This is a genomic window from Pseudonocardia sp. TRM90224 (genome assembly GCF_021245725.1).
Classification (GTDB): Bacteria; Actinomycetota; Actinomycetes; order Mycobacteriales; family Pseudonocardiaceae; genus Pseudonocardia.
On record NZ_JAJGSX010000016.1, the window covers coordinates 39,015 to 56,173 of the forward strand.

Sequence of the window (17,159 nt, forward strand, 5' to 3'; positions counted from 1 at the left end):
AGGTGGTCGAAACTTTTCGAGCGATCGGCGGGAGATGCTGTGGGCCAGCGCGTGAAGGTCGGCATGGTCGGTGCGGGGAAGATCAGCGGTCAGTATCTCGAGACCCTCGCGGGGATCGACGCACTGGAGCTCGTTGCCGTCGCCGACATGGTGCCAGCCCGGGCAGCGGAGGTGGCGCAGCAGGTGCCCACCGCGCGGGCGCTCGGCCTCGACGAGCTGCTGGCCGCCGATGACGTGGAGCTCGTCCTCAACCTGACCGTGCCGCAGGCGCACGCCGAGGTCGCGCTGGCCGGGATCGCGGCCGGGAAGATGGTCTACGGCGAGAAGCCGCTCGCCGCGACGCTCGCGGAGGCGGCCGAGGTCGTCCGCGCGGCCGAGCTGGCCGGTGTGACGATCGGCTGCGCGCCCGACACCGTGCTCGGCACCGGCATGCAGTCGGCGCGCAAAGCCGTCGACGACGGGCTGGTCGGCACGCCGATCTCGGCGTCGGCGACGTTCATGAACCCCGGTCCGGAGCGGTGGCACCCCAACCCCGACTTCCTCTACGCGCCGGGCGGCGGGCCGCTGCTGGACCTCGGGCCGTACTACGTCAGCGGGCTCGTCACGCTGCTCGGCCCGGTCGAGCGGGTGTTCGGCGCGGGCAGCCGCAAGCGCGACCACCGCGTCATCGGCTCGGGCCCGCGGGCCGGCGAGCTGATCCCGGTGCTCGTCGACACGCACGTCACGGGCGTGCTGGAGCATCGCGGTGGCGTGCTCTCCACCCTCGTCACGAGCTTCGACGCCGTCGGCACGCGGGCGTCGCGGATCGAGGTGCACGGCGATCGCGGCAGCCTGGTGGTGCCCGACCCCAACCGGTTCGACGGCGACCCCGAGATCCACCGGGCCGGCGGTGACGGCTGGGAGGTGCTGCCGCCTTCCGCCGGCTATCGCGACGCCGGACGCGGGGTGGGCATGCTCGACTTCACCTCGGGCGCGCCGCGCGCCGGCGGTGCGCTCGCGTACCACGTGCTCGAGGTGCTGGAGCGGGTGCTCGAGTCGGCCGCGAAGGGCGTCCGGGTCGACGTCACCAGCACGGTGGAGCGTCCGGAGCCCGTGCCCCTGCAGGACCTGCCCCGCCCCAGCTGAAAGTTCCCCACCGTTTTGCCGACCTGCACGCCGTTCCGGCTGTGCAAGTAGGCAAAACGGTGGGGAAGTTCGTCAGCCGGCGAGGAGCTTCGGCAGGTCGTCCAGCACGCGGGCGGCGCCGATCGGGCCGAGCCCGAGGAACCACACCTCGTCCTCGACGGGGCGGACATGGCCGGCCTTCACCGCGGGGATGGCACTCCAGAGCTGGCCGTTGACGACGCCGCCCTGGTCGGTCGCCGTCGGCGGCCCGTAGCTGGAGTAGAAGATCCAGTCGGCGTTCGCATCGCCGATCCGCTCGGTGGACACCTCGACCGCGAGCTCGTTGATGTCCTGGTTCGGCGGCCTGGCCAGCCCGACGTCACGCAGGATGACGCCGATGAACGACAGGTTGCCGTAGAGGCGGATCCGGCCGGGCATGAACCGGACGAGCGAGATCGTCGGCTTGCCCTGCAGCGTCGCCTTCACCTGGTCGGCATGGCGCTGGTACTCGTTGAGCACCTCGACGGCCTTCGTCTCCTCGCCGAGCGCGGCGCCGACGAGCAGAACGTTCTCCTTCCACGGGAACCCCGGCCGGATGGAGAGCACGGTCGGTGCGATCGCGGAGAGCTTGTCGTAGAGCTGGTCGACGCGCAGCTTGCTGCCGAGGATCAGGTCGGGTGCGGCCTTGGAGATGGCCTCGAGGTTGAGCGCGTTCTGCTCGCCGATCGTCGGGATGCCGGCGACCTTGTCGAGCAGGTACGACGGCTGCGTGCCGTTCAGCGTGGCGGTCGCCACCGGGGTGATGCCGAGCGCGAGCACCTGGTCGAGCTCGCCGCTGTCGAGCACGACGACGCGCTGCGGCTTCTTCTCCAGCGTCGTCGTCCCGCGCGCGTGGGTGATGGTGCGCGGGAAGACGCCCGCAGCGGCGTCGGTGCCGAGCTTCGCGGTCTCCTGGTCGGCGGTCGCGAACAGGCGCCCGCCGGTGGCGACATCGGTGTTGCCAACCCCCGTGTCGGGACGCGCCGTGCCCGCGCAACCGGCCGTCAGCGTCAGTGCGAGCACGGCGCCGACCAGCGGCGCAACCCATCGTCGTGGCATCAGGTGAGCCTATCCTCATCTGCGCTGATCGCCGAGAGTGACGTCCGACGCTCACCCCCGGTCAGGCCGCGACGGGTGCGTCCCAGTCGATCTCGTAGCGGTGCAGCCACGCGACCGAGCCGGAGCCCTTGCCGGCCGCCCGGCGCAGGAAGATCGGCATCAGCGCGTCGCGCAGCACCCGCCCGACCGGCCCTACCGTCTTCTGGTTGCTGGTCCGCGCGCCTGCGGCGACGACCCGCTCCACCCGCTCGCGGCGCAACCGCACGTAGGCCTCGAACGCCGCGGCCGGGTCGTCGTGGTCGCGTACGCAGCGGGCCAGCTCGACGGCACCCTCGATCGCCATCGACGCACCCTGGCCCGACGACGGGGACGTGGCGTGCGCCGCGTCGCCGACCAGCACCATCCGGTTGCCGTGCCAGTTCGGGATCGGCGGCATGTCGTAGGTCGCCCATCCGGCCAGCTCGCCGGGGGTGGAGTCGATGATCGTGCGAGCCGGCGTGTTGTCACCCGCGAACAGCTCGTGCAGCATCGTCCGCCACTGATCGGTCGTGACGGCCGCCAGCTCGCCCGCGGTGGGCTCGGCCGGCCGTGGCGGGTTGGCGAACCACCACACCGTGCCGTCCGGGGCCACGGCGTAGCCGAAGAACGCCTTCTTGCCGAAGATCATCTCGTACGTGCCGGGCTCCAGGCCTGCCGTGTGCGCGGGCGCGTAGCCGCCGGTGTTCAGCAGCGGGACGTAGCGGGCGCGCGGCGCGCCCGGATCGATCAGCGTGCGCACCCGCGAGCGGACGCCGTCGGCTCCGACGAGCACGTCGGCGGTCGCGGTGGTGCCGTCCGCGAACTCCGCGACGACCCCGGACGCCGAGCCGGTGGCGTCGACGAGCCGCTTGCCGTACTCGATGGTGACGCCGCGCCGCAGCGCCTCGTCGCGCAGTGCCCGGTAAAGGTCGGCGCGCCGCAGCGTGATGCCGACCGTGCCGTCGGCGAGCGGCTCGCCGATGCCCACCTCGCCGAGGTAGCGGCCGGTGCCGCTGCGGAACCGCATGGACGTCGTGGCGAAGCCGATCCCGTCGAGCGCGTGGTCGGCGCCGATCGCCCGCAGCGCCGCGATCCCGTTGACCTGCAACGTCAGGAATGCCCCGACGTCGTCGGCGCTGTTCGGGTAGGCCTCGTAGACGGTCGCCTGCACACCCGCCTGCTGCAGTGCCATTGCCGCCACCGGCCCGGCGACGCCGCCGCCGATCACCAGTGCTGTCCGTGCTGCACCCATCTCGCCCTCCCGGGTAGTCTGACTCGGTTGCTCAAGTATCTTGATGAGCCAAGTTTCTTGGAGATGCGAGAGAATGTCAAGCGTGATGCGGGAGCAGATCGGCGTCGCCGTGCAGCAGTTCATCGCCAGCGCCGTGCTGAACAGTCAGGCCATCGCACAGCGGGTGGGGCTGGGCGCGAGCGACTCGCAGTTCCTCACCCTCCTGCAGCTGCACGGTCCGCTCACGCCGGGCCAGCTGGCCGAGCTCTCGCGGCTCACGACCGGCACCGTCACCGGTGTGATCGACCGGCTGGAGAAGGGCGGCTACGTGCGCCGCGAGCGCGATTCCGGCGACCGGCGCAAGGTGATCGTCACGATCGTGCCGGAGGGGATGGCGAGCATGGTCGAGCACTATCGCGGCTACGCCGAGGAGATGGACGCGATCCTGCGCCGGCGCAGCCCGCAGGAGCTGCAGGTGATCGCCGACTTCTTCGTGGACGTGCTGGGAGAGGAACGGAGGGGTCGGGAGGAGGACCATCCGGACGCAACCGGCTGACCGGAAGTGCACCCGCCCGGCCGGTGTGAACGACCGTGAGGTGCGTCACGCTCCGTCGATGACCAGTGCAGGCACAGCGATCCCTGTCGGAGCCGGCCCGCGCAGCCTCACGTTCACGCCGGACGAACGGTCCGTCTACGTCGTGAACGCCGACGACGGGACGGTGTCGGTGATCGACGCCGAGGCGGGTGCGGTGGTGCGGACGGTCGCCGTCGGGTCGTCGCCGAGTGCCGTGGCGTCAGGGCCGGCGTCCGGGCTGGACCGGGTCGTCGTCACCGGCGTGTCGCCGGGGCGGCTGATCGTGCTGGATCCGCGCACGTCGTCGGAGATCGGCCGGATCCGGCTGCCCGGCATGCCCGGCGCGGTGGCCGTCGCTCCCGGCGGTGGCACCGCGTACGTCTCCGACTTCGAGCGCGACACGGTGGTCGTGGTCGATCTCGCGTCCGGCCCGGGGCAGCCGATCGCGGTGGCCGAGCATCCCGGCGACGTCGTGCTGAGCCCCGACGGCGCTCGCGTCTACGTCGCCAGCCCCCAGTTCGGGGTGCTCTCCGCGATCGACACCTCGACGGCGAGCGTCGTCGCAACGCTGGAGCTCACGTTCCGGCCCGGCCACCTCGCCGTCACGCCGGACGGCCGGCGGCTCTACGCCGGCAGCCCGCAGTTCGGCACCGTCTCGACGTTCGACCTGGCGACGTTCACGGAGGTCGGCAACCCCGTCCAGGTCGGCGGCGGGGTCACGGGCGTCGCAGTGACTCCCGACGGTCGGCTGCTCTACGCCGTCGACGGCGCGGGCGGCACCGTCACGGCGTTCCGCACGTCCGACCACGTCGCCGAGGGCTCGCCGGTGCCCACCGGGGACGATCCGCTCGACGTGATCGCGGGCGAGCGTGCGGTCTTCGTCGCCAACACGAGCTCCGCGAGCGTCACGATGCTCCGCCGCTGACGAAGTTCCCCACCGTTTTGCCAACCTGCACACCCAAAACGGCGTGCAGGTTGGCAAAACGGTGGGGAAGTTGGCGCTGGGGTCAGGGGAAGTGGACGTACTCGTAGTCGAACGGCTTGTCGTTGATGCCGTGCGTGGGCGGTGCGATCCAGCCGGCGATCTTGCCCGGCTCGTAGACGGGGCGCATGAGCGTGCGGACGTGGGTCTTGTCGGCCTCCGTCGGCAGCCACGCGTCGCGCTTGGCCTCCCACGCGTCCTCGCCGACGAGCTGCCCGCTCGGCGTGATGTGGTGCCCCGAGAACACGCCGACGTGCCGGTTGAACCCGACGTGCGGCAGCGTGAGCCGCCGTCCGACGCCGGCCTTCTCCAGCACGCGGTTCCAGCGCTTGAGCCCGCTCTCGCAGTCGGAGACGTACTCGGACTGCAGGTCGTGGTTGAGCGCGAGCAGCGCCGGCACCTCGTCGCTGGTCAGCTGCCCGTCGCGGACGAGCTGGATGCGGGCGGCGTCGTCGGTGAGCACGTGGTCGTCCTTGCGGCGTTCCTCCTGCCAGCGGCCCTTCAGGCCGGCGGTGAAGTAGTTGGCCGCGTTGGTCGACTGCTCCGAGCCGAACAGGTCGAGCGAGACCGAGTAGTGGAAGTTGATGTACTTCTGCACGACGTCGAGCGGGATGCCGCCGTGCGGGGCGATCTCGTCGGTGTCGTGCTCACGCATCAGCTCGGCGGCGCGGGCGACCACGCGGTCGACACCGGTGGTGCCGACGAACATGTGGTGCGCCTCCTCCTTGAGCATGAACTCGCAGGTCCGGGAGAGCGGGTCGAACGCCGACTCCTTCAACGTGCCCAGCTGGTACTTGCCGTCGCGGTCGGTGAAGTAGGTGAACATGAAGAACGACAGCCAGTCGGGGGTCTCCTCGTTGAACGCGCCGAGGATGCGCGGGCTGTCGAGGTCGCCGGAGTTGCGCTGCAGCAGCGCCTCGGCCTCCTCGCGGCCGTTGCGCCCGAAGTAGGCGTGCAGCAGGTAGACCATCGCCCAGAGGTGGCGGCCCTCCTCGACGTTGACCTGGAACAGGTTGCGCAGGTCGTACAGCGAGGGCGCGGTCTCGCCGAGGCGGCGTTGCTGCTCGACGGACGCAGGCTCGGTGTCGCCCTGGATGACAATGAGCCGCTGCAGGTCGGCACGGTACTCGCCGGGCACCTGCTGCCAGACCGGCTCGCCCTTCTGCTCACCGAACGCGATGCGGCGGTCGGAGTTGCGCTCGGCGAGGAACACGCCCCAGCGGTACTCCTCCATGGCGACGTGGTCGAAGTGCGCCCACCCCTCGCGGCCGACCGCGACCGCCGTGCGCAGGTAGACGTCCTCGGTCGGCACCGCCGGACCCATGGTCTTCCACCAGGTCAGGAAGTTGGGCTGCCACGATTCCAGCGCACGTTGCAGCTTGCGGTCGCCGGCGAGGTCGACGTTGTTGGGGATCTTCTCGCTGTAGTCGATCGACATGTTCACACCCGCTTGCGGTCGAAGTCGGCCTTGCGTCCTGTGCCGTACCTGCGCAGCGCGCCGTCCGGCCCGGAGGCGTTGGGCCGCACGAAGATCCAGTTCTGCCACGCGGTGAGCCGGGAGAAGATCCGCGACTCCATCGTCTCCGGCCCGACGAACCGGTGGTTGGCCTCCATGCCGGTCAGCGCGTCGGGGGAGAGCGAGGCCCGTTCCTCCAGCATGATCCGGATCTCGTCCTCCCAGTCGATGTCGTCGGGGGCGTCGGTGACCAGCCCCAGCTCCATCGCCTCGACGGCCTCGATCCGCCGGCCCGTCTCCTGGCGCAGCTTCGCGACGGTGTCGTCGTCGCCGTAGAACCGCGACCCCAGCCGGGAGAGCCCGTTGCTCATCGGGAACGCGCCGAAGTTGCTCTCGCTCAGCACGAGCTGCGCCGGCTCGCCCTCTTGCGAGTCCTCCTCCATGAAGCCTTCGAGCATGTACTGGCGATCGCACGCCAGCGCGAGCTCCAGCAGCGCGCCGGCGAAGCACGACCCCGGCTCGATCAGCGCGATCAGCGAGCGCGAGGTGACGTCGAGCCGCTTCAGCACCCGCTTGAAGTAGTGCCGGATCTCGTTGACCAGCCAGTCGTCGCGGCTGTGCTCGGCGATCACCCGCTCGAACGCCAGCGCGTCCTCGACGTCGCCCTTCGTGCGGACGATCCAGGTGCCCAGCTCCAGCTCGTTGGTGCGCAGCCGCAGGATCAGGTCGTCCAGCTCGCGGGTCATGGCCAGCGGCCAGAACCCGGCGCCCAGCTCGTGCACGCGCTCGACGGTGTCGGGCACGTCCCCCTCGGGGCCGAAGACGGTGATCTCGACGAGCCCCTGCTCGCGCTCGAACCTTGCCTCGACGTGCTGGTAGCGGATCCCGTCGGCGGTCACCTCGCGCTGCAACGGCGGCAGCGTGATGCCCTGCGCGCCGGCCGGCCGGGTCGAGCGTCCGGCCGCGGCGGCGGCCCGTTCGGCGACGGCCTCGTCCCACTGGCGCTTGGGGATGACCTCGTCGACCAGCCTCCACTCGACGGCCTGCTTGCCGCGCACCCCCTCCGAGCGGGTGGCGAACACGTCGGCGCGGTCCTTGCGCACGCGCCGCTTGTCGATCACGCGGGTCAGTCCGCCGGTGCCAGGTAGCACCCCCAACAGCGGCACCTCCGGCAGCGACACCGCCGACGAGTTGTCGTCGATCAGCAGGATCTGCTCGCACGCCAACGCCATCTCGTAGCCGCCGCCCGCCGCGGTGCCGTTGAGCGCCGCGATCCAGGTCTGGCCCGAGTTGGCCGTCGCGTCCTCGATGCCGTTGCGGGTCTCGTTGGTGAACTTGCAGAAGTTCACCTTCCACGGGTGCGAGCTCTGCGCGAGCATCCTGATGTTCGCGCCGGCGCAGAAGTTGCGGTCCTTCGCGCTGGTCAGCACCACTGCGCGGACTTCGGGGTGCTCGAACCGCAGCCGCTGGGTGGCGTCGTAGAGCTCGATGTCGACGCCGAGGTCGTAGCTGTTCATCTTCAGCTCGTAGCCGGGCACGATCCCGCCCGCTTCGTCGATGTCGAGGCGCAGTTGGGCGATCTCCCCGTCGACGTCGATCTTCCAGTGGCGGTACGCCGAGGGCTCGGTGTCGAACGAGACCTCGGGCTGGTCGGTGGTGGTCGACATCCGTCCTCCACGTTGGGGTTCGGCTGGCTGTCACTCTACAACACCATTGCGTTCGTTGATAGAGATGTAGAACGTATTGCGCGCTTCCGGACCTGTCCGAGAGGGGCGGTGTTTGTCAGGCTGCCGGGGTGAGCATCGACGTGGGGGCGGCTCGGGACGCGGCGGAGCAGGCGCTTGCGCTGGCCTCCGGCGATCCGCGCGCCGCGCTGGAGCTCGCTGGCACCGCGGCGGCCGCCGCGCACGCCGAACCGGATCCCGCGGCGGAGGCCACCGCCCACCGGGCATGGGCGCTCGCGCTCTGCGAGCTGGGGGAGCGCGAGACGGCGCTGGACCGGGTGCGGACCGCGGTTGCGGTGGCCGTCCGGGGCGGTGTTCCGGCCGAGGAGTCGAAGGCCCGCCTGCTCGCGGCCTACCTGCTCGGCGCGATGGGCCACACCCGCGCGGCACTGCGTGAGGCCGACCGGGCGCAGCGTGGGCTGATCGGCCTGGCCGCGGCGTTGGCGGCGAGCCAGCGTGCGCTGATCCTGCAGGAGGCCGGACGGCTGGACGAGGCGATGGCCGCGTACGCCGCCGCGTTACCGGTCTTCCGGCAGGCGGGCGACCGGGTGGCCGTCGCGAAGGCGCTGGGCAACCGCGCCGTCGGGCTGGCCTACTCCGGGCGCCTCGACGAGGCCGAGGCCGACCTCGTCGAGGCCCGCGACCTCTACCGCGAGCTGGGCCTCGAGCGGCTGATCGGCAACGCCGACATGAACCTGGGCTTCGTCGCCTCCCGCCGCGGCGACGCGCCGGCGGCGCTCGAGCACTATCAGCTGGCGGAGGACCGGTTCGGCCGGTTGGGGGTGCCGGTCTGGCGGGTGCTGATCTGCCGGTTCGAGGTGCTTGTCGCGGTGGGGCTCGTCGCGGAGGCCCGACGGGTCGCCGAGCGGGCTGCTGCGCTGCTCGCCGGCTCGGCGAACGCCGCCGACCTGGCGGAGGTGCGGCTCTTGCTCGCGCAGGTTGCGCTGGCGGAGCGCGACGCCGAACGGGCTCGGGCCGACGGCACCGCGGCGCGGGAGATGTTCCGGCGCCAGTCGCGGCGCGGTTGGGAGCTGGTCGCCCGGTTCACGGTGCTGCGGGCGGACGAGCTGGCCGGTGCCCAGGCCCGCCGGCTGCAACGTGCTGCCGGCGAGTGCGCTGCGGAGCTGGCGGCCGCAGGCTGGCGGGTGGCGGAGCTGGATGCCCGGTTGGTGGCGGCGCGGGCCGCCTTGCGGGCCGGCGACATGGACGCTGCCGTCGCCGATCTTGCGGTCGCCACCGCGGCCCGGCGTGCTGGCTCCTTGGAGCTGCGGGTGCGTGCGTGGCACGCGACGGCGCTCTTGCGTGATGCGTCCGGTGACCGCAGGGGTACCCGCTCGGCGCTGCGCGCGGGGCTCGCGGTCGTCGATCGCTACCGGGCCGGGCTGGGCGCCACCGACCTGCGTGCCCACGTCGCCGGGCACGCCGAGGCGTTGGCCACCATGGGGCTGCAGCTGGCCGTCGCGGACGGGTCCGCGACGGGTGTGCTGGCGTGGGCCGAGCGGTGGCGGGCGGGCGCGGTGGCGTTGCGGCCGGTCCGGCCGCCGGACGACCCGGAGCTGGCGCACGCGCTCGCCGAGGTGCGGCGGCTCACGACGGCGCAGGTCGAGGCGCAGCTCGCCGGACGGCCGGGGCCCGCCCTGGCGGCGCTGGCCGCCGCCGAGCAGCGGGTGGTCGCGGCCAGCCGCAGCGCCCGATCGCCGCTGCACCGCGGTGGCGCCTCGCCGCCACAGCCGGCCGAGCTGGTCGCCGCGCTCGGCGACGCCGTGCTGGTCGAGTACGTGCGCCACGGCGACCGGATGCTCGCGGTCACGGTGCGGGCCGGCGCCCGTCCGGTGCTGCACCGGCTCGGAGCGGTCGACGTCGTCGAGCGGGAGGTCGCCGCCGCGCAGTTCGCGCTGCGCAGGCTGGCGTACGGCGGCGGCTCGGCGCGTTCGCAGGAGACCCACCGCGCCGCGGCCCGCCGCGCGGGCGAGCGGCTGGACCGGCTGCTGCTCGGGCCACTGGCCGCCGAGATCGCCGGGGTCGCCGACCGGCCGCTGGTCGTCGTCCCGACCGGGGTGCTGCACCCGCTTCCGTGGTCGTTGCTGCCGAGCCTCGCCGGGCGGTCCGTCCGGGTGGCGCCCTCCGCCGCGTCCTGGCTGGCCGCCGCGCGCAGCCGCCCGGGCGTTCCCGGCGGGCGGGTCGTGGCGGTCGCCGGACCGCGGCTGGCCGCGGCGGAGGGTGAGGCGCGTGCGGTCCGCGACCGCTACCGGCAGGCCGACCTGCTCGTCGGCGACGCCGCGACCGCGCCTGCGGTGCTGGCGGCGTTGGACGGCGCCGACCACGCGCACATCGCAGCACACGGCACGCTGCGCACCGACAACCCGCTGTTCTCGGCGCTCGAACTGGCCGACGGGCCGTTGACCGTCTACGACCTGGAACGGCTCGAAGAGGCCCCTCGGGTCGTCGTGCTGCCGGCCTGCGGATCGGGCGCGAGCGCGGTCGGGGTGGGCGACGAGGTGATGGGGCTGGTCGCGGCGTTGCTGGCGCTCGGCGCGCACTCCGTCGTCGCGCCCCTGCTGTCGGTGTCCGATGCGGCGACCGCGCCGCTCATGGACGCGCTGCACGCCGAGCTCGCCGGTGGCGCTGCCCCGGCCGACGCGCTGGCCGCGGTGCGCCGGGCGACGGCGGGCGACGCCGTGGCCGACGCGACCGCCGCCGCCTTCACCTGCTTCGGTGCATGACCCGACTCGCGCTGGCCGTCACGAGTCCTTGGTCAGTTCCACGAGGTGGCTCGGGAACAGCTGTCGGCCGTTGCCGCTGAAGTCGGACCTGTCGACGTCGCTCAGGAAGTCCTCGGCGACCTGGATGGGCAGCCGGGTGTCGTCCGGAGCCTTGTCCTGCACCAGCTTCGCGATCTTCGCGGAGACCAGTGGCGCCGCGAACGACGTGCCGCTCCAGATCGCCCAGCCGCCGGCGAAGGTGGGCAGGTCGGTGCTCTTGACGTAGGTGCTCTTGAGCCGGGTCCCGGGAGCCCACACGTCCACCCAGCGCCCGTGGTTGCTGAAGCCCGACTGCGTCGGCGGCGACATGTGCGGATCGAACGCGCCGACCGCGATGACGTTCTTGAACTCGGCCGGGAAGAACCCGAACACCGGCTGCCCGTCGGAGCCGTTGTTCCCGGCCGCGGCGACGACCACCGTGCCCTTGCGCGCCAGCGCGCTGACGGCGGTGCGGATGCCCACCGGCGCGGTCGCCCCGCCCTGGCACTCGGTGACGATGGACAGGTTGACCACCGGCTCCGTGCGCTCGCCGAGCTCGGCGCACAGGAAGGCGTCGTCGACGATCCGGAACCGCAGCACACGTCGTACCTGCATCCGCACGCTCGGCTCCGACCGGCGCACGAGGCCGCAGATGAACAGCCCGTGGCCGAGCGCGAGATCGGTGGCGATCACCTGCTCCGGCAGGTCGCCGGGGTCCTGCGTGATGGCGCCGGCGAGACCCGGGTGCATGTCGGCCCAGCCGTCCGGGAGGCCGGTGTCGAGCACGGCGAGCCCGGGCGGGCCGGGCGTCGGGGCGCTCAAAACGATGCTTCCGGTCGTCGCCGCAGCGGCCGGGGCGCCCGCCGGGTGCGGGCTCGTGCCCTTCGCCCCGACCAGGATCCGGTTCTGGTGCACCCCCCGGTCGCGGAAGTCGAGCTCGATCTTGTTGATCTCCTCGACGCCGGCTTCCGGGAACGTCCACAACCGCACGCGGAGGCAGGCGTCCTCGTACCGCTTGTTGAGGTCGGCCCGTTCGGCGCCCCAGGCCTCGGTGCGCCAGTCGCCGTCCGCGGGGGGCTTGTACTCCTCGCCGCCACGCTGGACGAGGTCCGCCGCCAGATCGGCGTACTCGGTGCCTTTCACGACCAGCAGCTCTTTCGCGAAGGAGATCTCCTTCCTGACGTTGCTGCGGGTCGGGGGCAGCTCCTTGTCGAGCCGGCGGGCCTCTTCGATGATCTCTTCGTCGGTTGGCTGGTGGAAGTCGTCGACGGTCATGCTGTGAAGCTCGCCCGGGGAGGGCGAGATGTCACGGGTAATCGAGTACTCCACCACTCTCCGCAGCCAGCGCACGCAGGCGGTAGCGCTGGATCTTGCCGGTCGCCGTCTTCGGGAACTCCGTGACCGTGTGCACCTGCCGAGGGCGCTTGAAGGACGCCAGTCCCTCCTTGCAGAAGGCGATCACCTCGTCGGGGTCGAGCGTCGCCCCCTCCAGCGGGACGACGTAGGCCACCGGTTTGTCGAGCCCGTCGGCGTCGGGCACCCCGACGACCACGGCCTCCCCGATCGAGGGGTGTTCCAGCAGGCGGGTCTCCACCTCGGTGGGGCTCACCCAGATCCCGCCGACCTTCAGCACGTCGTCGGCGCGGCCGAGGCAGGTGTAGCTGCCGTCGGCGCCGCGGACGTACTGGTCGCCGGTGCGCATCCATTCGCCCTGGAAGACGGCCCGGTTGACGTCGGTGCGGCACCAGTAGCCGGTGCAGATCGACTCCCCGGCCATGAAGAGCATGCCCTGCTCGTCGCTGCCCTCGATGATCGAGCCGTCGTCGCGGCGCAGCTCCACGCGGTAGCCGGGCACCGGGAAACCGGAGCTGCCGGGCACGACCTTGCCGGCGATGTTGGAGATGAAGATGTGCAGCGCCTCCGTGGAGCCGATGCCGTCGAGGATCTCGAAGCCGAACTGCTCCAGCGCGCCGTGGTACATGCGCGCCGGCAGCGTCTCACCTGCGGAGACTCCGTTGCGCACGGTCGCGAACGCCTCCCGCGGCAGCCCGGCGGCGAGCATCGGGCCCCAGAAGCTCGGCCCGCCGAAGAACAGCGTGACGCCGTGCTCGCGCACCCGTTCGGTGAACAGCTGCGGGTTGGGCCGCGCCGGTTCGAGCACGGCGCTCGCGCCGACGGAGAGCGGGAAGAACAGCGAGTTGCCCAGCCCGTAGGCGAAGAAGAGCTTGGCGGCGGAGAGGCACACGTCGCCGGGCTGGATGCCCAGCACCTGCATCGCGTAGGTCTCGCAGACGAACCGCACGTCGACGTGGCGGTGCATCGCGCCCTTCGGCTTGCCGGTGGTCCCCGACGTGTAGAGCCACAGCGCGGGCGACTCGTCCCACGTCGCGTACGGGGCGTCGAGCGGTTCGCCGGACCGCAGCTCGTCCCACGTGAGGTTCTCGACGCCCGCGACGGCCGGCCGGGTCGGCCCGGTGAGCACGACGTGGCGCAGGTCGGGTGCGTCGGTGGCGGCGGTGACCACGTTGGCCGCGAACTCCTGGCTGCCCAGCAGGACCCGCGCGCGCGAGTCGACGACGAGCTTCGCGAGCTCGCCGCCCGTGAGCATGGTCGAGCACGGCACCGCGACGGCGCCGATGTACATCGCGGCCAGGATCCCGGCGGCCAGCTCGAGGTCGTCGACCATGCAGAGCAGCACCCGCTCTTCGGGGCGGACCCCGAGCCGGACGAGCCCCGCCGCGATCCGGCGCACCTCGTCGTCGAGCTGCTCGTAGGTGACGGTCCCGCGGGGGAGTCGCAAGGCGACGCGACCACCGTCACCTGCGGAGATCCGGCGCTCTGTGAGATACGTGGTGGCATTGAATGGTTGCGTCATCGCAAACGCTCCAGGTGCGCTCCGGGATCCCGGCACTCTACAGCTTGATCGCGTCGCGGCAATGAGTCGTAGAAGGTAAGGCTCCTTCTTCCGGGCTCTGCCATTGGGGAGTACGAGCTTCCCAACGCATGCGCCCCCTGCTATGAACGGTTGATCCGGCGGTTCAAGGGAGAACAGCTCATGCAGACTCGTGGGGCCATCGTCCGGCAAGCACCTGGCAAGTACGAGGTGGTCGACCTGGAGGTCGACGACCCACGGGACGGCGAGGTACAGGTCAAGCTCGTGGCATCGGGGTTGTGCCACTCCGACGACCACGTCGCCACCGGCGACCTCCCGGTCGGCGTCTACCCCTTCGCCGGCGGCCACGAGGGCGCCGGGATCGTCACCAAGGCCGGCAGCAACACGAAGGGCCTCAAGGAAGGCGACCACGTCGTCTTCTCGTTCCTCCCGTCGTGCGGCCACTGCCGCTGGTGCGCCTCGGGCATGCAGAACCTCTGCGACCTCGGCGCCACCCTGCTCGCCGGCTCCCGGTGGGCCGACCCGACGGACTTCCGGCTCAAGCTCGCCGACGGCGGCGCGCCGGTCGGGCAGATGTGCGGCATCTCGACCTTCGTCGAGACGACGACCGTTGCGGTCGAGTCCGCGGTGAAGGTGCCCGACGACATCCCCCTGGAGGTCGCCTGCCTCGTCGGCTGCGGCGTCGGTACGGGATGGGGGTCCGCGGTCAACGCCGCGGAGGTGGCGCCCGGCCACACCGTGATCGTCATGGGCATCGGCGGCATCGGCATCAACGCCGTGCAGGGCGCGGCGCACGCCGGTGCCTCGAACGTCATCGCCGTCGACCCGGTGGCCTTCAAGCGCGAGAAGGCGCAGGAGCTGGGCGCGACCCACGCCGTCGAGACGATGGACGAGGCGAGCGAGCTGGCCAAGCAGTTCACCAACGGCCAGGGCGCCGACTCCGCGATCGTCACCGTGGGCGTAACCAAGCCCGAGCACGTCGCGCAGGCGTTCTCGGCGATCCGCAAGGCCGGCACGTGCGTCGTCACGGGCCTGGGCAACATCACCGACGTAGGACTGCCGATCGCGATCTCCGAGCTGACGCTCTTCCAGAAGCGGCTGCAGGGTGCGATGTTCGGTCAGTCCAACCCGAACTGGGACATCCTGCGCCAGCTGCAGCTCTACCGCGAGGGTGTGCTCAAGCTGGACGAGCTGGTGACCAAGACGTACGCGCTCGACGACATCCAGCAGGGCTACCAGGACATGCACGACGGCAAGAACATCCGCGGCGTCATCCGCTACTGATCGACTCCGGCCGAGCGGCACTCCGAACCCGGAGTGCCGCTCGTCCCATTCCGAAGGGAACCCATGGCCGCGCCCGTTGCGGTGGTCGGGCTCCGGCGTGAGCGCGAGGTGCTCACCGTCGCGTTGCTCACCGGGCGCCACGTTGTCATCGAGGGCCCGCCCGGGACCGGCAAGTCGACGCTGCTGCGCTCGATAGCGATCGAGACCGGCCAGCACGTCGTGTTCGTCGAAGGCAACGCCGAGCTGACGCCCGCGCGGCTCGTCGGGCAGTTCGACCCCTCGCAGGTGCTCGCCGAGGGCTACCGGCCCGACGCGTTCGTCGACGGGCCGCTGATCACGGCGATGCGCCACGGCGGGCTGCTCTACCTCGAAGAGCTCAACCGGGTGCCGGAGGAGACGCTCAACGTCCTGATCACCGTGCTCACCGAGGGCGAGATCGCGGTGCCGCGGCTGGGCACGGTCGCGGCGGGCAAGGGGTTCCGGCTGATCGCGGCCATGAACCCGTTCGACGCGGTCGGGACGGCCCGGGTGAGCCAGGCGATCGCCGACCGCATGTGCAGGGTGGTGCTCGGGTACCAGTCCGAGGACGGCGAGCGGGCGATCACGTCGTCGGTGAGCGGGCTCTCCGGCCGGCTCGTCGAGCTGTCCGTCGCCTTGACCAGGGCGACCCGTGAGCACCGTGACGTCCGCATGGGCTCGTCGGTGCGTGGGGCGATCGACCTCTCGCTGGTGCTGAACGGCCTCGCGGAGCTGCGTGGTGAGGCCGAGCCGGGGCGGGAGACCGCGCGGGACGCCGCCTACGCGGCGCTCTCGGGGCGGATCCGGATCGTCGACGGCGTCGACCGCACCGCGGAATCGGTGATCGACGAGCTGCTCGATGCGCTGTGGCCCGCGGAGCCGGCCGACCCGGGTGAACCCGAGGACGCCGAGGGAAAAGCCGATAGCCTGCCGAGCTCCCCATCGGCAGGCTTCCAGCCGCGGAAACGCCCAGGGCGGGAACACTCCGCGCGAACGCACAGCCGCGACCAGCTGGCGGCGCGCCACAAGGCGTTCGACGACGTGTCGCCCGAGGTCGGCGACCTCGATGTCGAGGCGTTCGACGCCGCCGTCGCGCGGGATCCGGAGGCCGCGACGGCGATGCTCGCGGACATGGCCGTCGCGACCGACGTCCAGCTGCGGGCGGCCGCGCGGCGGCTGGCCGGGCGGGTGTTCATCCAGCTCGGCAGGGTCGGACCGGCGCGGGCGCGCGGCACCCGGCGGCTCGCACCGTCGCGGAGGCAGGAGGGCGACCTCGACCTAGACCGCACGCTTGACGGCTGGCAACCCACCGGCGCGCGGCTGCCGGGCCCGGACGACCTGGTCACACGCTCCTGGTCGGCGCACCGGCGTGCGGTCTGCCTCGTCGTGGACATCTCCGGCTCGATGCAAGGGCTCGCGGTCGCGCTGGCCGCGGTCGCGGCCGCCGGCGTCGTGATCGCGAACGAGGACGGCCCGCCGCGGCTGGAGCCGTCGGTGCTCGCCTTCGCCGCGGGCGTGCGGGTGCTGCAGGCGCAAGGGGTGCGGCGGCCGCCGGAGCAGCTGCTCTCGGAGCTCATTGCGCTACGTGGGCACGGCACCACCGACCTCGCCGCAGGCCTGCGCGAATCGGCCAAGCAGCTCGCGGGCGCCGTCGCGGACGAACGGCTGGTCGTGCTGCTCTCGGACTGCCTGCACACCGCGGGCGCCGACCCGGCGGCCGCGCTCGCCGGCATCGATCGGCTGCACGTGCTCGTCCCGCTCGGCGGCGAGGAGGCCGAGTCGGCGGCGACGGCGCTCGCCGCCCGCGGCGGCGGCCGGGCCCAGGTCGTCCGCCGGCTCGCCGACGTCGACCCCGCCCTCACCCGCGTCCTGGCCTGACCACCCGTCCAAGGTCCCCACCGTTTTGCCAACCTGCACACCCTCCCGCCTGTGTAAGTAGGCAAAACGGTGGGCAAGTTGGGTGCCCGGTCACGAACTTCCCCACCGTTTTGGGCACTTGCGCGCCTGCGGAGCGCGCATCCACCCAAAACGGTGGG

The 17,159-nt window shown here is 72.0% G+C and carries 12 protein-coding genes; 6 read left to right on the forward strand and 6 right to left on the reverse strand.

Features of this window, described 5'->3' with window-relative positions:
* Window positions 1-39: 39 nt before the first annotated feature.
* Window positions 40-1,125: a Gfo/Idh/MocA family protein gene (locus LL648_RS22465; RefSeq protein WP_232664651.1), complete on the forward strand. Its 1,086-nt coding sequence runs from the start codon at window positions 40-42 to the stop codon at window positions 1,123-1,125.
* A gap of 72 nt (window positions 1,126-1,197) precedes the next feature.
* Here LL648_RS22465 and LL648_RS22470 read toward each other — a convergent pair whose 3' ends face one another.
* Window positions 1,198-2,202, reverse strand: a complete 1,005-nt coding sequence (locus tag LL648_RS22470) for an ABC transporter substrate-binding protein (protein ID WP_232664652.1) — start codon at window positions 2,200-2,202, stop codon at window positions 1,198-1,200.
* 61 nt (window positions 2,203-2,263) lie between these two features.
* Window positions 2,264-3,472, reverse strand: a complete 1,209-nt coding sequence (locus LL648_RS22475; protein WP_232664653.1) for an FAD-dependent oxidoreductase — start codon at window positions 3,470-3,472, stop codon at window positions 2,264-2,266.
* Window positions 3,473-3,545: 73 nt separating this feature from the next.
* Between LL648_RS22475 and LL648_RS22480 the strand changes: the two genes are divergently transcribed.
* Together LL648_RS22480 and LL648_RS22485 are read left to right on the forward strand one after the other, a co-directional pair.
* Complete coding sequence (locus LL648_RS22480; RefSeq protein ID WP_232664654.1) at window positions 3,546-4,007, forward strand: MarR family winged helix-turn-helix transcriptional regulator; 462 nt, start codon at window positions 3,546-3,548, stop codon at window positions 4,005-4,007.
* Window positions 4,008-4,065: 58 nt separating this feature from the next.
* Window positions 4,066-4,950 (forward strand): YncE family protein, encoded by an 885-nt coding sequence (locus tag LL648_RS22485; protein WP_232664655.1) that lies wholly within the window; start codon window positions 4,066-4,068, stop codon window positions 4,948-4,950.
* An 82-nt stretch (window positions 4,951-5,032) separates the two neighbouring features.
* Here LL648_RS22485 and boxB read toward each other — a convergent pair whose 3' ends face one another.
* Both boxB and boxC read right to left on the reverse strand, forming a co-directional pair.
* Window positions 5,033-6,445 (reverse strand): benzoyl-CoA 2,3-epoxidase subunit BoxB, encoded by a 1,413-nt coding sequence (gene boxB / locus LL648_RS22490; protein ID WP_255686243.1) that lies wholly within the window; start codon window positions 6,443-6,445, stop codon window positions 5,033-5,035.
* 2 nt (window positions 6,446-6,447) lie between these two features.
* On the reverse strand, window positions 6,448-8,130 hold the full coding sequence (boxC, locus tag LL648_RS22495) for a 2,3-epoxybenzoyl-CoA dihydrolase (protein WP_232664657.1): 1,683 nt from the start codon (window positions 8,128-8,130) through the stop codon (window positions 6,448-6,450).
* 128 nt (window positions 8,131-8,258) lie between these two features.
* Between boxC and LL648_RS45320 the strand changes: the two genes are divergently transcribed.
* The gene (locus LL648_RS45320) at window positions 8,259-10,910 is read left to right on the forward strand and encodes a CHAT domain-containing protein (RefSeq protein WP_232664658.1); all 2,652 of its coding nucleotides are present in this window, start codon (window positions 8,259-8,261) and stop codon (window positions 10,908-10,910) included.
* An 18-nt stretch (window positions 10,911-10,928) separates the two neighbouring features.
* On the opposite strand, the gene LL648_RS22505 is transcribed toward LL648_RS45320, so the two are convergent.
* Both LL648_RS22505 and LL648_RS22510 read right to left on the reverse strand, forming a co-directional pair.
* Window positions 10,929-12,203, reverse strand: a complete 1,275-nt coding sequence (locus LL648_RS22505; RefSeq protein ID WP_232664659.1) for a S8 family peptidase — start codon at window positions 12,201-12,203, stop codon at window positions 10,929-10,931.
* Window positions 12,204-12,234: 31 nt separating this feature from the next.
* Complete coding sequence (locus tag LL648_RS22510; RefSeq protein WP_232664660.1) at window positions 12,235-13,803, reverse strand: benzoate-CoA ligase family protein; 1,569 nt, start codon at window positions 13,801-13,803, stop codon at window positions 12,235-12,237.
* A 180-nt stretch (window positions 13,804-13,983) separates the two neighbouring features.
* Between LL648_RS22510 and LL648_RS22515 the strand changes: the two genes are divergently transcribed.
* Together LL648_RS22515 and LL648_RS22520 are read left to right on the forward strand one after the other, a co-directional pair.
* On the forward strand, window positions 13,984-15,105 hold the full coding sequence (locus LL648_RS22515; RefSeq protein ID WP_232664661.1) for an NDMA-dependent alcohol dehydrogenase: 1,122 nt from the start codon (window positions 13,984-13,986) through the stop codon (window positions 15,103-15,105).
* 63 nt (window positions 15,106-15,168) lie between these two features.
* Window positions 15,169-17,001 carry an AAA family ATPase gene (locus LL648_RS22520; protein ID WP_232664662.1) on the forward strand — a complete coding sequence of 611 codons (1,833 nt, stop codon included), beginning with the start codon at window positions 15,169-15,171 and terminating at the stop codon, window positions 16,999-17,001.
* Window positions 17,002-17,159: the final 158 nt, after the last annotated feature.